The organism is Methyloceanibacter sp. (assembly GCF_035650995.1).
Taxonomy (GTDB): domain Bacteria; phylum Pseudomonadota; class Alphaproteobacteria; order Rhizobiales; family Methyloligellaceae; genus Methyloceanibacter.
This window is the reverse complement of the sequence record NZ_DASRGO010000152.1, coordinates 1-14,901: the sequence shown is the minus strand read 5'-3', so window position 1 is coordinate 14,901 and position 14,901 is coordinate 1. Positions and strand designations below refer to the sequence as shown.

General features: G+C 64.9%; 15 protein-coding genes. 5 read left to right on the top strand and 10 right to left on the bottom strand.

Annotation, left to right across the window (positions count from 1 at the left end):
* Positions 1 to 50: 50 nt before the first annotated feature.
* From lpxD to VFB18_RS11335, 4 genes are read left to right on the top strand one after another with little or no spacing between them, the layout of a single operon-like run.
* Entirely contained in the window at positions 51 to 1,124 is a 1,074-nt protein-coding gene (gene lpxD, locus VFB18_RS11350) for a UDP-3-O-(3-hydroxymyristoyl)glucosamine N-acyltransferase (protein WP_324975100.1), read from the top strand.
* Positions 1,125 to 1,153: 29 nt separating this feature from the next.
* The gene (gene fabZ / locus VFB18_RS11345) at positions 1,154 to 1,633 is read left to right on the top strand and encodes a 3-hydroxyacyl-ACP dehydratase FabZ (RefSeq protein ID WP_324975097.1); all 480 of its coding nucleotides are present in this window, start codon (positions 1,154 to 1,156) and stop codon (positions 1,631 to 1,633) included.
* Positions 1,630 to 2,436 (top strand): acyl-ACP--UDP-N-acetylglucosamine O-acyltransferase, encoded by an 807-nt coding sequence (lpxA, locus tag VFB18_RS11340; protein ID WP_324975095.1) that lies wholly within the window; start codon positions 1,630 to 1,632, stop codon positions 2,434 to 2,436. Before fabZ ends, lpxA begins: the two co-directional genes overlap by 4 nt.
* Complete coding sequence (locus VFB18_RS11335) at positions 2,414 to 3,331, top strand: LpxI family protein (protein WP_324975092.1); 918 nt, start codon at positions 2,414 to 2,416, stop codon at positions 3,329 to 3,331. Before lpxA ends, VFB18_RS11335 begins: the two co-directional genes overlap by 23 nt.
* On the opposite strand, the gene gltA is transcribed toward VFB18_RS11335, so the two are convergent.
* Together gltA and gltX are read right to left on the bottom strand one after the other, a co-directional pair.
* Positions 3,328 to 4,647: a citrate synthase gene (gltA, locus tag VFB18_RS11330; RefSeq protein ID WP_324975089.1), complete on the bottom strand. Its 1,320-nt coding sequence runs from the start codon at positions 4,645 to 4,647 to the stop codon at positions 3,328 to 3,330. The two genes, VFB18_RS11335 and gltA, sit on opposite strands and share 4 nt — an antisense overlap.
* Before the next feature lie 125 nt (positions 4,648 to 4,772).
* Positions 4,773 to 6,212 carry a glutamate--tRNA ligase gene (gene gltX, locus VFB18_RS11325; RefSeq protein WP_324975086.1) on the bottom strand — a complete coding sequence of 480 codons (1,440 nt, stop codon included), beginning with the start codon at positions 6,210 to 6,212 and terminating at the stop codon, positions 4,773 to 4,775.
* Positions 6,213 to 6,332: 120 nt separating this feature from the next.
* Between gltX and VFB18_RS11320 the strand changes: the two genes are divergently transcribed.
* Positions 6,333 to 8,516 (top strand): ComEC/Rec2 family competence protein, encoded by a 2,184-nt coding sequence (locus VFB18_RS11320; RefSeq protein WP_324975083.1) that lies wholly within the window; start codon positions 6,333 to 6,335, stop codon positions 8,514 to 8,516.
* A gap of 83 nt (positions 8,517 to 8,599) precedes the next feature.
* Here VFB18_RS11320 and lexA read toward each other — a convergent pair whose 3' ends face one another.
* The 8 genes from lexA to VFB18_RS11280 form a co-directional block, all read right to left on the bottom strand.
* Positions 8,600 to 9,301, bottom strand: a complete 702-nt coding sequence (lexA, locus tag VFB18_RS11315) for a transcriptional repressor LexA (RefSeq protein ID WP_324975080.1) — start codon at positions 9,299 to 9,301, stop codon at positions 8,600 to 8,602.
* Between the two features lie 186 nt (positions 9,302 to 9,487).
* On the bottom strand, positions 9,488 to 10,693 hold the full coding sequence (gene glp / locus VFB18_RS11310) for a gephyrin-like molybdotransferase Glp (protein ID WP_324975077.1): 1,206 nt from the start codon (positions 10,691 to 10,693) through the stop codon (positions 9,488 to 9,490).
* The gene (gene moaC / locus VFB18_RS11305) at positions 10,693 to 11,169 is read right to left on the bottom strand and encodes a cyclic pyranopterin monophosphate synthase MoaC (protein WP_324975074.1); all 477 of its coding nucleotides are present in this window, start codon (positions 11,167 to 11,169) and stop codon (positions 10,693 to 10,695) included. Before moaC ends, glp begins: the two co-directional genes overlap by 1 nt.
* Complete coding sequence (trpC, locus tag VFB18_RS11300) at positions 11,166 to 11,990, bottom strand: indole-3-glycerol phosphate synthase TrpC (RefSeq protein WP_324975069.1); 825 nt, start codon at positions 11,988 to 11,990, stop codon at positions 11,166 to 11,168. The genes moaC and trpC overlap by 4 nt, the downstream gene beginning before the upstream one ends.
* Before the next feature lie 3 nt (positions 11,991 to 11,993).
* Complete coding sequence (gene trpD, locus VFB18_RS11295) at positions 11,994 to 12,992, bottom strand: anthranilate phosphoribosyltransferase (RefSeq protein WP_324975177.1); 999 nt, start codon at positions 12,990 to 12,992, stop codon at positions 11,994 to 11,996.
* Between the two features lie 79 nt (positions 12,993 to 13,071).
* Entirely contained in the window at positions 13,072 to 13,692 is a 621-nt protein-coding gene (locus tag VFB18_RS11290) for an aminodeoxychorismate/anthranilate synthase component II (RefSeq protein ID WP_324975066.1), read from the bottom strand.
* Positions 13,693 to 13,748: 56 nt separating this feature from the next.
* Positions 13,749 to 14,267 carry a histidine phosphatase family protein gene (locus VFB18_RS11285; protein WP_324975063.1) on the bottom strand — a complete coding sequence of 173 codons (519 nt, stop codon included), beginning with the start codon at positions 14,265 to 14,267 and terminating at the stop codon, positions 13,749 to 13,751.
* Positions 14,268 to 14,286: 19 nt separating this feature from the next.
* Positions 14,287 to 14,901, bottom strand: a 615-nt coding sequence (locus VFB18_RS11280; protein WP_324975060.1) for an anthranilate synthase component I family protein, incomplete at its 5' end; no start/stop codon positions are given.

The following is a 14,901-nucleotide window of genomic DNA, read 5'->3' as shown; positions in this document are numbered from 1 at the left end:
ATGGCTTCGCGTCACGGTTTAGGACGCGGGGCTTGCCCGCTGGGATTTTGATGGAACATCCGGGTTTCTACGAGCGCGCCGGCCCGTTTTCCTTGAGTGCCATTGCCGCGGCGGGCGAGGCGAGGTTGGCAGACGGCGTCGACTCCGACTTGCTCATCAAGGACGTGAAACCGCTCGACAGCGCTGGACAGGGCGACCTTTCCTTTCTCGACAACCGCAAATATCTGCCGGTCTTCGCCAAGACAGGGGCGAGCGCCTGCTTCGTCTCCCCGAAATTTGCCTCTCAGGCGCCAGTCGGGGTTGCCCGCCTGATCACGCCTGAGCCTTACCGGGCTTTTGCCAAGGCGCTGACCCTGTTTTATCCTCAGGCCTTAAGACCCAAGGTTGCGATCGAAGACGCATCGGTCAGATCGGCCGGTCTCATCCATCCGAGCGCCGTCATCGAATCTGGCGCGACCATCGAGCCTGGCGCCATCATCGGTCGGGAAGCCCGAATTGGCAGCGGCACAAAGATCGCCGCTGGCGCCGTCGTCGGCTACCGCGTGTATATCGGGCGCGACTGCTTCGTCGGCCCCAACGCCTCCGTGACGCATGCGCTGGTGGGCAACCATGTCATCATCCACGCCGGCGCCGCCATCGGTCAGGACGGATTTGGCTTCGCTATGGGCCCGCGCGGGCACCTGAAACTGCCGCAAATCGGCCGCGTGATTATCCAGGACCACGTGGAAATCGGCTCTAACACCACCATCGACCGCGGAGCCTTGCGCGATACCGTAATCGGCGAGGGTACAAAAATTGATAATCTCGTGCAGATCGGGCACAACGTGGTCGTTGGTAGGCATTGCGTCATCGTGGCCCAGACCGGTATTTCAGGAAGCGCCGAGCTTGGCGATTTCGTAGCCCTCGGGGGCCAAGTAGGGGTGGTCGGGCACGTCAAGATCGGGACTGGCGCACAGATAGCTGCGAGCAGTAATGTGCGCGGCGACGTACCCCCCGGCTCGCGTTGGGGAGGGACGCCCGCCAAACCGGTTCGATTGTGGTTTCGCGAGCTTACGCTGTTGCGCAAGCTCGCCGAACGTAAGGACTTGAAGCTTGATCAGGGCGAAGACATACCCGGCGAGTAGGCCGGACCTCGCCACGGGAGCCTGAACGAATGAACGAGAGCGGAACAAAGGCGAGTCTGGGGAGGGCGGAGGCCGTCGATATCCTCAAGCTTCTGCCGCATCGCTATCCGTTCCTTCTCGTCGACCGGATCATCGAAATGGATGGCGACCGTTCGGCCATCGGCATCAAGAACGTCACCGCCAACGAGCCGTTCTTCCAGGGTCATTTTCCCGGCAATCCCGTGATGCCCGGCGTGCTTTTGATCGAAGGCATGGCGCAGACTGCCGGCGCGCTCTGCATGCGCCACCTCGAGAAGTTCGAGGAACCTCCGCTCGTCTATTTCATGGCCATCGACAAAGCGAGGTTCCGTAGGCCGGTGGTGCCGGGCGACACCCTGCACTACCACGTCCAGAAGATGCGCAACCGCGGTCGCGTTTGGCGCTTTCGCGCCCAGGCGCATGTCGAGGGCCAACTTGTGGCCGAAGCCGAGGTCAGCGCCGTGATCGTGGACACCCCCGAGCAAGCATGACCAACATCCATGCGACCGCCCTGGTCGACCCAAGAGCGAAACTTGGGCCGAACGTCGAGATCGGTCCGTTTTGCGTGATCGGACCGGACGTGGAGCTCGGCGCGGGCACGGTTATCCATTCTCATGTCGTGATCGCCGGGCGCGTTACGCTCGGCCCCGAGTGTCAGGTTTATCCTTTCGTCTGTCTCGGCAAGGCGCCGCAGGACGTGAAATTCCGCGACGAGCCGAGCACCATCGTCGTCGGCACCAAGACCATCATTCGCGAGCACGTGACCATCCATCCGGGCACCGCGAGCGGCCACATGACCACCAAGGTCGGGTCCGGTTGCTTCTTGATGATCGGCTCGCATATCGCTCACGACTGCGAGGTCGGCGACAACGTCACGCTGGTCAATAATGCCACGCTCGCCGGACATGTTTCGGTCGGCGACGGCGCTATCCTCGGCGGTCTCTCCGCCGTGCATCAGCACGTACGCATCGGCGCTTACGCCTTCGTCGGCGGCATGTCAGGTATCGGCGCAGACCTGATCCCCTTCGGCATGGCGATCGGCAACCGCGCCAATTTGTGCGGTCTCAACATTATCGGGCTGAAGCGCCGCGGCTTTCCGCGCGAGCAGATCCACGAGTTGCGGCAGGCCTATCGCATGCTGTTCTCGAACGACGGGACCTTGAAAGAGCGGCTTGAAGACGTTGAAAGCATGTTCGGGTCCAACGCCCTCGTACGACAGGTCATCGACTTCATGAAGACCGACTCGGAGCGCTCGTTCTGCGTGCCCATCAATGTCGCGACACCGAACAGATGATGTCCCGGAGCGGGGAGATCGCTCGAAGCGGCACATCGACGGACCGCTTGGAATTGTAGCGGGAAGGGGGCCGCTTCCTTGCCTGCTGGCGGAGGCGGCGACCGCGCGCGGGCTCCCGGTTCATATCGTCGGCATCCGCGGCGAGGCGAGCGACGAAATCGAGCGCTTTTCCCATACCTGGATGAAGTGGGGCGAACTAGGCAAGCTGTTCGGTGCGCTCGATGACCACGGTTGCCGCGATCTCGTCATCGTCGGCGGCGTTAACCGGCCTGACCTCGCAAACGTCAAGTTCGATTTTACCGCAGTCAAACACCTGCCCTTCCTCTTAAGCCTTGGCAAAGGCGGCGACGACAACATCCTCTCGCGCATCGTCGATTTCTTCGAACAGAAAGGGTACCGGGTGCACGGCCCCGAGGAAGTGCTGCCCGATCTTCTCGTCGGCGTGGGCATCTTGGGCGACAAAGCTCCTTCCGGGGAGGATCGCGCCGATATCGAACTCGGTTTCCGCGTCGTCGCCTCGCTCGGACATCTCGACATCGGGCAGGCAGCCGTAATCGCCAAAGGCCACGTCCTGGCCGTTGAAGCGGCGGAGGGCACCGATGCCATGCTGGCGCGCATCGTAGAGCTTCGCCAATCGGGCCGGGTGAGCCTGCCGGGCCGGGCGGGCGTTCTGGTCAAGGCGCCCAAGCCAGGTCAGGAACAGCGCATCGACCTGCCGACGATCGGGTCCGAAACCGTGAGACGCGCCGCTGCTGCAGGGCTTGCCGGCATCGCCGTCGCGGCGGGGCAGGTTCTCGTGGCGGAACTCGCGCGCACCATCGACGCTGCCAACCGCCAGGGCCTTTTCCTCGTCGGCGAGCCCGTACCTCAGGAAACAAAGAGCTCGGCGCCCTAGGACCTTGCCTCCATCGGCACGTAAGTGCGCTCCGTCGCGCCGGTATAGAGCTGACGCGGCCGTCCGATGCGCTGCGACGGATCCTCGATCATCTCCTTCCACTGGGCGATCCAACCGACCGTCCGCGCGATGGCGAACAGCACGGTGAACATGTCGGTCGGGAAGCCGAGCGCCTTCAGCGTGATGCCCGAGTAGAAGTCGATATTCGGATAGAGCTTCTTCTGGATGAAGTAGTCGTCCGAAAGCGCGATGCGCTCGAGTTCGAGCGCGACTTTCAGGATCGGATCGTCACCGTGGCCGACCGCCTCGAGCACCTCGTGACAGGTCTTCTGCATGATCTTCGCCCGCGGGTCGTAGTTCTTATAGACGCGATGGCCAAACCCCATGAGGCGGAACGAGTCGTTCTTGTCCTTGGCGCGCTTGATGTACTCCGGGATGCGATCCACCGTGCCGATTTCCTGCAACATCTGCAACGCCGCCTCGTTGGCACCGCCATGGGCCGGGCCCCAGAGACAGGCGATGCCCGCAGAGATGCAAGCGAATGGATTGGCGCCCGAGGAACCGGCCAGCCTGACCGTCGATGTCGAGGCGTTCTGCTCGTGGTCGGCATGCAGAATGAAAATGCGTCGCATCGCACGCGAAAGGATGGGATCGACTTTGTACTCCTCGCACGGCACCGCGAAGCACATATGGAGAAAGTTCGCCGAGTAATCGAGCTCGTTGCGCGGATAGATAAACGGCTGGCCGATCGAATATTTGTAGGCCATCGCCGCGATGGTCGGCATCTTGGCGATCATGCGGATCGAGGCCATCTCGCGCTGCGCCGGGTCCTTTATGTCGATCGAGTCGTGATAGAAGGCCGACAGCGCGCCGACCACGCCGACCATGACCGCCATGGGGTGCGCGTCGCGCCGGAACCCGGTGTAGAACCGCGTCATCTGCTCGTGCACCATGGTGTGCTTGGTGATGCGGGTCTTGAAGTCCTCGTACTGCGCCCGGGTCGGCAGCTCGCCGTAGAGCAAAAGGTAGGCCGTCTCGAGGAACGTACCGTGCTCGGCGAGCTGATCGATTGGGTAGCCGCGATAGAGCAGCACGCCTTTGTCGCCGTCGATGAAGGTGATCTTCGACTCGCAGCTTGCCGTCGAGGTGAAGCCAGGGTCGTAGGTGAAGTGCCCCGTCTCCTGGTAGAAACTGTTGATGTCGATGACGTCGGGTCCGAGCGTGCCCTTCTTGACCGGCAGATCGTATCTCGCCCCATCGATTATGACGGATGCCTCGCCGGCGCCCGACGTCGGGAGGTTTTCTGCGACGCTCATCTAAAGGCTCCTATGACCATCCTGTTGGGTACACCGGCCCTAAACGCCAAGCGACCGTGTTTTTTTGCACTGCCGCATTTTCGCGCCAATGCTTCCGCAGTGCAACAACGCTTCATGCTCAAATGTTAAGCAGATTCGATTGCAGTCGTCTGGTCGCGCAAGCGGGCAAGCGACTCCTCCCTCCCGAGAACGTCGAGGACGTCGAAAATTCCTGGGGATGTGGATCGCCCTGTCAATGCGGCGCGCAGCGGCTGGGCAACCTTGCCGAGCTTGCGTCCGGTCGCATCGGCAAAGCTCCGAACGGCGGTCTCCAGCACATCCGCCGTCCAGGGCTCGACCGCCTCAAGCCGCGGAAGGAGTTGCGCGATCGTGTCGCGCCCTTGCGGGTCGAGAAGCTTCTCCGCCGACTGATCGAGCGTGAGCGGGCGTTTGACGAATAGGAAGCTCGCGCTGTCGAGAAGCTCAACGAGAGTCTTGGCGCGCTCTTTCAGTCCTGGCATCGCGCGCTCGATCTTCTCCCAACCCGCAGAGCCGATGCGCGCATCGACAGCGGCGCCATCGGGAAGCTCGGGAACAAGCGCCTTGAGCCGGCGCACGATCTCGGCGTCCGGCGTCTCGCGGAGATAATGCCCGTTCAAATTCTCGAGCTTGACGAAATCGAACCGCGCCGCCGATCGGCCGATCGCATCGAGATCGAACCATTCGATCATCTGCTCGGTGGACATGATCTCGTCATCGCCGTGGCTCCAGCCGAGCCTGACGAGGTAATTGCGTAGCGCCGCCGGCAGGTAGCCCATGGCGCGGTACGCCTCGACGCCGAGCGCGCCGTGGCGCTTGGAGAGCTTGGCGCCGTCAGGGCCGTGGATTAGCGGAACGTGGGCAAAGACCGGAGTGTCCCAGCCGAGAGCCTTGTAAATCTGAGTCTGACGCGCCGCGTTGGTGAGATGGTCGTCGCCGCGTATCACGTGCGTGATGCCCATGTCGTGGTCGTCGACCACCACCGAAAGATTGTAGGTAGGCGAGCCGTCGCTCCTCAGGATGACCAGGTCGTCGAGCTCCTTGTTGTTGAACACCACGCGCCCCTGCACGCGATCCTCGATCACGGTGTCGCCCTCGCGGGGCGCCTTGAAACGGATGGCGGGCTCGACGCCGGGCGGCGCCTCGGATGGATCGCGATGGCGCCAGGTGCCGTCATAGCCGACTGGACGGCCTTCGGCGCGGGCCTTCTCGCGCATCGCCTGCAACTCCTCGGCGCTGGCGTAGCAGCGATAGGCTTTGCCCTCGGCGAGCAATTTCTGGGCGATCTCGCGGTGCCGCTCGGCGCGGGCAAGCTGGTAGACCGGCTCGCCGTCCCAATTGAGCTCGAGCCAACGCAAGCCGTCGAGAATGGCAAGAATCGCCCCTTCGGTCGAACGCGCCTGGTCGGTATCCTCGATGCGCAGCAGCATCTTGCCGCCGGTGTGCTTGGCATACAGCCAATTGAACAGCGCCGTGCGCGCGCCGCCGATATGCAGGTAGCCGGTTGGCGAGGGGGCAAAACGCGTGATGACTTTGTTGTCGCTCATAGGCCGCGGCGAGACTTCCTCTGGGGCTAGGGGTTGATGCGGGCGTCATGTAACATGGGGCCGGGTGCGGGGTAAGGGCGAGCGCGGGAGGAGCGCGACTGCCGGCTTGCGGGCTCGGCCATGGGCGGTCCGGGAAACGACGACCTCGATGTGGAGGGTTACCGGCCCCGCAAAGGCCGGGACGGCCTGATCCTCGTTATCCTCTCTGCTGCAGGGCGCGCGCTCGAACGCGAAGCCGACCGCTGGTTCGTCTGGATCCCGGTCCTGTTCGCGGGCGGCATCGTCACGTATTTCGCGCTCGACGACGAGCCGGGCTTACGTGTTGCCGCTGCACTCGTCCTGGGTGCGCTCGGGCTTTGTCTCGCGCTTCGTTCGGCGCCGCTCGGACTTGCCATCGGCGGAGCTGGGCTTGCTTTCGCGCTCGGCTTTGCCGACGCCAAGCTTCGCACCGAGATGGTGCGTGCGCCGGTGCTCTCGCATGAGCTTCGCTATGTGCCGGTGAGGGGTTTCATCGAACAGCATGAGCTTCGCGACAAGGGGAGGGCCCGAGTCACCTTGCGGGTCGTGAGCCTCGCTGACCTGCAACCTTCCGAGCGCCCCTACCGCGTGCGCGTGACCCTCCCCGCCAAGGGGGATGTCATCGACAAGACGGGCTTGCTCGTCACGCTTCAGGCAACGCTCCAGCCGCCACCCGAGCCGGTCGAGCCCGGGGGCTTCGATTTCGCGCGCCAAGCCTGGTTCGCCCGCCTCGGCGGCACGGGCTACGCCACGAGCAAGGTCGAGCGGGTCGCGGATGCGCCTCGGCCACCTTGGGATATCGCCGCCTGGAGCGCCGTCGATCGCTTGCGCGTCGCTATCAACACGCGCATTCGTGCCGCGATCCCCGGCGAGGCGGGAGAGATCGCGGTCGCGCTCGTGACCGGCGAGCAGGGAGGCATCTCGGAGGAGACGAAGCAGACGATGCGCGACTCAGGTCTCGCGCACATCCTCTCGATCTCCGGCCTGCACATGGCGATCATGGCTGGCACCGTGTTCTGGCTCGTGCGTGCGCTGCTCGCACTCTGGCCGCACCTTGCGCTCAACTATCCCATCAAGAAATGGGCGGCTGCCGCCGCGCTTGCCGCGGCCACGTTCTACCTCGCACTCTCCGGTGCCTCCGTGCCTACCGTACGCTCCTGGATCATGATGAGCATCATGCTCGTGGCTGTGATGCTCGACCGGCCGGCACTGACCATGCGCAATGTCGCGCTAGCCGCACTGCTAATCCTTGTCGTCTCGCCGGAATCGCTGTTCGACCCGAGCTTCGAGATGTCGTTCGCCGCCGTGGTAGCGCTTGTCGCGCTCTACGAATGGCTCGCCGCGCGAAGACGCGAGCGCCTCGGCGACGTGAGCCCACTCTGGCGAGCGCTGCACAGGGGAGGGGCCTTGGTCGGAGGCGCCGCCCTCACCACGCTCGTGGCGAGCGCTGCCATTGCGCCCTTCGCCGTCTATCACTTCCATCGCATGACCGAGTATGGGCTGATCGCCAATCTGCTGGCCGCGCCCATCGTGAGCTTCCTGATCATGCCCATGGCACTGCTCGCGCTGGTCGCCATGCCGTTCGGCATCGAGGCTTGGCCGTTGAAGGCCATGGGCCTCGGCATCGCCGCGATGGTGTGGATCGGCAAGTGGGTCGCAAGCTGGCCGGGCGCCGTCACCGTGCTCCCGCAAATCTCAGGCGCGGCACTCGTGCTGATCGTCCTCGGCCTCCTGTGGCTCTGTCTCTGGCAGACCGGCACGCGCGCGCTCGGTCTCGTCATTGCCGCTTTCGGTCTTGCTCTTGCCCCTCCCTCGACACGGCCTGACGTGCTTATCGACCGCGACGGCGCGACAGCGGCGCTCAGGTCCGAAAGCGGCAATCTCGTCATTCCGCCGGCCACCGCCGCGAGCTACAGCGTCGACAATTGGCTCCTCGCCGACGGCGACGAACGGGATGCGAGCACGGCATCGAGCGACGGCGCGGCAGGCGCCTTTCGATGCGACCTCTTGGGTTGCATCGGAACGGTCAAGGGCAAGCTCGTGGCACTGATCCGCGACCCGGCCGCTCTCGAGGAAGATTGCCGCACGGCCGACATCGTCATCGCGCCCTTCACCGTGAGTAAAAGATGCCGCGCGGCGCGCGTGATCGTTGACCGGCGAGCGCTCAAAGCGGGCGGGGCGCAAGCGCTTTATATTGAAGGTCTCTCGATCCGCGCCGTGTCGGTGGCGAGCGCCCGTGGACGCCGGCCCTGGGTGCCCGACCGAGCGGTTGTCAGCACGCCATAATCGACACCCGATGCGGATAGCAGCGAGGGGGGCGCTCACGGCAGGCGCCTGGACGGTACCCCCGAAGAATAGCGGGCGAGGGCCTAGTAGCGGCGGATGAGCCCCACGAGCCGCCCCTGAACGCGCACGCGATCCGGCCCGAAGATGCGCGTCTCGTAAGCGGGATTTGCCGCCTCGAGCGCGATCGAATCGCCGCGCCGGCGCAAGCGTTTCAGTGTCGCTTCCGCCTCGTCGACGAGCGCCACGACGATATCGCCGTTATTGGCGTCGTCGCAGCGTTTCACGATGATGGTGTCGCCCTCGAGGATGCCGGCATCGATCATCGAATCGCCCTTCACCTCGAGCGCATAATGCTCGCCCTTGGACAGCAGCTCGGGCGGCACTTCGATGGTGCTCATGCGGTTCTGGATCGCCTCGATCGGCACGCCAGCCGCGATCCGGCCCATGAGCGGCACGCTGACGGTCTGAGGCGGGACGTCGCCCTCTGCGACCTGCGGCACGCGCCCCAGGCTCCCCTCGATGACGCTAGGCGAAAAGCCGCGGGCGCGCTGGGCAAGGCCCTGTGGCACCGACTCTGGCAGGCGCACGATCTCCATGGCGCGGGCGCGGTGCGGCAGCCTGCGCACGAAACCCCGCTCCTCGAGCGCGGTAATGAGCCGGTGGATGCCCGATTTCGACTTGAGGTCGAGCGCTTCCTTCATTTCGTCGAAGGAGGGAGGAACGCCCGTCTCCTTCAACCGCTCATGGATGAACATGAGAAGCTCTTTCTGCTTCGGTGTGAGCATCTGATCCTCGTCTAGAGCGGTCTGAACCTGGTCCCCTTGAAGGCCGCGCCGGTCGCCGACGCCGCCGTACAAATCATGAACACTTTATCTGTTCTGTTTGTGTTCTGCAAGCAGGAATGCCCGATATGCTGCTGTCGGGCGCCCTTCTCCATCCGCTTGGCTGGCGTGATTCGGGTTTCCGGGGTCTTAATCGGAATCGAGCGGAATGATGCGCACGCGGTTGCCGCATGGCAGTTCCGGAGCCAAAGGCTCGCGCACGATCAGGCAGTCGGCCCGGGCAAGATCGGCCGAGAGGGCGGAATCTTGCGAGGCGAGGGGGCTGACGATGCGCGTCCCGTCCTCCCGCCACTCGGAGATGGCCCTCATATAGTGCTGACGCTCGCCGTTGGCCTTGAGCGTCATCCCGGCTAAAGCCTCTGGCAGCGGGCGCTTGCTCTCGGCACGCCCAAGCAGCCGCCGGAGCATCGGGCGCAGAAAGACGTGTGCCGAGACGAGCGCCGAGACGGGGTTCCCGGCGAAACCGAGCACCCGCTGAACTCCGAGCCGGCCGTAAAGCAGCGGCTTCCCCGGCCGCATGGCAATCTTGGCGAATTCGAGCTTGAGCCCCTCCGAGGCGAGAGCGCGCGCGACGAGGTCCCGTTCGCCGACCGAGGCCCCGCCGATGGTCACGAGAATATCCGCCGCCTTGCCCGAGCGGGCGAGCGTAACTAGGCTCTCCACGTCGTCCTTGGCGATGCCGAGCCGCATCGGCTCGCCGCCCTCCGCCTCGATCAGAGCGGCAAGCCCGTAAGGAACGGAGGAGACGATCTGATCGGGCCCAAGCTCGAAGCCCGGCGGGGCGACTTCGTCGCCCGTGGCAAGGATCGCAACCTTGGGCTTGCGTCTGACGAGAAGCTCGGCGTGGTTCATGGCCGCGGCGAGCATCAGCGCGCGCGGCCCAAGCCGCATGCCGGCAAAAAGCAGCGCCTCGCCTTCGCGAAAGTCCTGGCCGCGCGGACGGATGTGACGCTCCGGCGCGGCTTCCTTGATGGTCACCACACCGTTCGCTTCCTCGGCATTCTCCTGGATGACAATCGTGTCGGCCCCTTCGGGCACCGGTGCTCCGGTGAAGATGCGCACGGCCTCACCCCAACCGAGCCGCTGCTTGAAACCCGCTCCGGCCGCGGCGACACCAACCACCCGAAGCCTCGCCGGGAGCGATGCGACGTCGGTGCTCCTGACAGCGTAGCCGTCCATGGCGGAAGCATCGAAGGGAGGCTGGGTCAGCCGCGCGACAAGGTCTTCGGCGAGCACGCGCCCATGCGCGTTCTCGATCGCCACCCGCTCGGCCTCGAGCGGCGAAAGCCCGTCAAGCACACGGGCGAGGGCTTCCTCAACGGCAAGGAGTGCCATCAGCGTTTGAAATGGCCCGAGCGGCCGCCGGTCTTCTCGAGCAGGCGAATGCCTGAGAACGACATCGACCGGTCGACCGCTTTGCACATGTCGTAAACGGTGAGGCAGGCGACGGCGACCGCGGTGAGCGCCTCCATCTCGATCCCGGTCTTGGCATCGACCTTGGCAGTGGCCTCGATGCGCAAGCCAGGCGGATCGCGCGACGGCTCGAACTCGATGGCTACCTGCGTGAGCGGCAGGGGGTGGCAAAGCGGGATCAATTCATGCGTTCTTTTCGCCGCCATGATCCCGGCGATGCGCGCGGTCGCGAGTACGTCGCCCTTCTCCGCCTTGCCGGCGAGGATGAGATCGAGCGTCGCGGGCGCCATGGAGACGAAGCCCTCGGCGATCGCCGTCCGCTTCGTCACCTCTTTGGCCGAGACATCGACCATGCGCGCCTCGCCCTTCTCATTGAGATGACTGAGCCGCGCCTTCATTGGGCTGCCTCGGTCCGCGTTGCTGCGTTCGATTCACCGAGCAACGCCCGTGCTGCCGCCGCGACGTCGTGCTGGCGCATCAAGCTCTCCCCGACCAGGAAGGCGCGAACGCCGGCCGCGGCGAGCCGCACGAGGTCGGCGTGCGTGAAGATGCCGCTTTCGGCGATCACGAGTCGATCGCTCGGCACCAGCGGCGCAAGCCGCATGGTCGTGGCAAGCGTGGTGGCGAAGGTCTTGAGATCGCGGTTATTGATGCCGATCATCTGCGTGTCGAGGGCAAGCGCGCGCTCAAGCTCGGCCTCGTCATGCACCTCGGCGAGGACGTCCATGCCGAGCGCCTGAGCCGCGGCCGCAAGTTCGCGCGCGGTAGGATCGTCGACCGCCGCCATGATGATGAGGATGCAGTCCGCGCCCCACGCGCGGGCCTCGATCACCTGGTAGGGATCGATCATGAAGTCTTTGCGCAACACGGGAAGCTTGCTCGCCGCGCGCGCGGCGGTGAGAAACTCAGGCGCTCCTTGGAAGGAGGGGGTGTCGGTCAGAACCGAGAGGCAGGCCGCGCCGCCTTGCTCATAGGCGCGGGCGAGCGTCGGCGGATCGAAATCGGCGCGGATCAATCCTTTCGACGGACTCGCCTTCTTGATTTCGGCGATGAGCGCGAAGCGTCCGAGCGCGATCCGCGACCTGAGCGCCTGGGCAAAGGGACGGACCGGCGGCGCGGCCTTGGCGCGCTCGACCATCGTCCCGATGTCCACCGCGCGCTTCGCGGCGGCGATCTCCTCACGCTTGTAACTCAGGATCCTGTCGAGCACTTCGGACATGGCTCAGACATTAGCATGGCTGAATTCGACGAGCGCATCGAGAACAGCCTTGGCTTTGCCGCTGTCGATCGATTCGGCGGCAAGCTCGACCCCCTCGCGGAGCGAACCCGCCTTGCCGGCGACGAGAAGCGCCGCCGCGGCGTTGAGCAGCACGATGTCGCGGAGCGGCCCGCGATTGCCCTGGAGCACCGCGCGGATATGGGCGGCATTCTCCACGGCATCGCCTCCCGCGAGGTCTTCCGGCCTCGCCTCGGGCAGACCCGCATTGCGCGGCGACATCTTGAAGGTCGACACCTTGCCGCGATCGAGCACCGCCACGTGGCTGATGCCGGTTGTGGTCAATTCGTCTAGCCCGTCCGACCCGTGCACGACCCAGGCCCTCTCGACGCCGAGCAGCCCGAGCACGCGGGCGATCGGCTCGATCCATTGTTCGCCGAAGACGCCCACCAACTGATACCTAGCCCCTGCGGGGTTGGTCAGAGGACCGATCAGATTAAAGATGGTGCGGATCCCGAGTTCGTTGCGCACCTTGGCAACATGACGCATAGCCGGATGATGCGCTGGAGCGAACATGAAGCCGAGCCCGCACTGAGCAATGCAACGGGCGATGGTTTCGGGCGAGCATTCGATCTCGACGCCAAGCGCGGCAAGCACGTCCGCCGAGCCTGAGCGCGACGAAATCGACCGGTTGCCGTGCTTGGCGACGGGAACACCGGCCCCGGCCACCACGAACGCGGCACAGGTGGAGATATTGTGCGTCCCCTTCGCATCGCCTCCGGTTCCGCAGGTGTCGATCGCTCCTTCCGGCGCCTTCACCGGCACGGCCGCCGCCCGCAAGGCGCGTGCTGCTCCCGCGATCTCATCCACCGTCTCGCCGCGGACGCGCATGCCCATCAGCAGGGCGCCGATCTGGGCGTCGGTTGCCGCGCCGGAGATGATGATGTCGAAGGCTTGCGCCGCCTCCAGCTGGGTGAGGGTCTGGCCTGCGGCGATCTTGCCGATGGCGGCGGCAAGCTGCGCCTTTTGATCTTCGCGCGCTTCCGGAGCGGTCCCGGCGCGCTCGACGCTCGGCGTCTTTACGCTAGACGGCACCGACCGCTTCTCTTTGACCGGCCCCTCTCGCGCGCCGCTCCACACGCGCAAGATCGAGGAAATTGGCCAGCAACTGGTGGCCGTGCTCCGAGGCGATACTCTCGGGATGGAACTGCACCCCATGCACGGGATAGCGCTTGTGCTGGAGGCCCATGATGACCCCGTCAGCGGTCTCGGCCGTGATCTCGAGATCGTCTGGGAGGCTTGCGCGCTCGACCACGAGCGAATGGTAGCGCGTGGCCGAGAAGTTCTGGGGGAGGCCGGCGAACACGCCCTTGCCGGTATGCCGCACCTTTGACAGCTTGCCGTGCATCAGGGTCGGGGCGCGCACCACGCGGCCGCCATAGGCCTGACCGATCGCCTGATGGCCGAGGCAGACCCCTAGAATGGGCACAACCGGTCCTGCGCGCGAGATGAGCTCGAGGCAGATGCCGGCCCGGTCGGGATCGCATGGGCCCGGCGAAAGCACGATCGCTTCTGGTCCCTCGGACAGCACCTCGTCGACCGTCACCGTATCGTTGCGGTAAACGCGCGTGGAGGCGCCCAATTCGCCGAGGAAGTGGACGAGGTTGTAGGTGAAGCTGTCGTAATTGTCGATCAGCGTGAGCATGGACCGGTGTTACGCTTGGCATGCCAGCGCCGTCAAGATTTCCGGGCGCTCACGGCCTATTTTCGCAGCTCCTTGGGCGAAAGGAACAGGTTGAGGGTGCCACTGCCCAGGTCAACCCCTTTCCAGCTACCGCTCGGAAAGTTGATCACCGCGAGCCCCGCCGTCGGATATTTTTCGCGCATCCTGTCCCGGTAATGCTTCGGGCCCGAGCCCACGAGATTAAGTGCAAAGGCCTGAAGCTCGGGGTTGTGGCCGACCATGAGGAGGCGGCTCGCGCTCGCCGGCACCTCGTGCAACAGTCCGAGCATCTCCATCGGGCTCGGATGGTAGAGCTCATCCCTGTAGACCACCTCGGGCTCGACCTTGAGCTCTGGCAGCACGAGCGCGAGCGTGTCGCGCGTGCGCCGCGCCGACGAGCAGAGCACAAGGTCGGGATCGATGCCGCGCTCGGCCATGGCCCGGCCCATCAGAGGGGCATCGTTGGCGCCGCGGGTGGCGAGCGGACGATCCTGATCGGGAAGGGTCGGATTGTTCCAGCTCGATTTGGCATGGCGAAGAAGAACGAGCGTCAGCATGTCTCTTCGCCTCCGCCTATTATTGGCCGCGCTTCGCGCGTGAGGCGAACCGCACCGCCTCGTCTGCCGCCTTGAACAGGGCGCGCGCCTTGCTTACGCATTCGGCCTGCTCGCGCTCGGGCACGGAATCCGCGACCACGCCGGCTCCTGCTTGCACATACATGACGCCGTCCTTCACCACCGAGGTCCTGAGCACGATGCAGCTATCCATGTTGCCGTCCGCCGAGAAATAGCCGACGCAGCCCGCGTAGATACCGCGCGCTTCGTCTTCGAGCTCGTCGATGATCTCCATCGCCCGCACCTTCGGCGCGCCCGAGACCGTGCCGGCGGGAAATCCGGCCATCAGCGCATCGACCGCATCGTGGTCGGCGGCGAGCTTGCCTTCGACATTCGACACGATGTGCATGACTTGGCTGTAATACTCGAGGAAGAAGGAGTCGGTGACGCGCACGCTGCCGACTTCCGCGACGCGCCCCACGTCGTTGCGGCCGAGGTCGAGCAGCATCAGGTGTTCGGCCCGCTCTTTCGTGTCGTTGAGCAGCTCCTTGGCAAGCGCCTTGTCTTCCTCCGGCGTCGTTCCACGCGGCCGCGTGCCCGCAATGGGCCGGATCGTGACCTTGCCGTCGCGCACCCG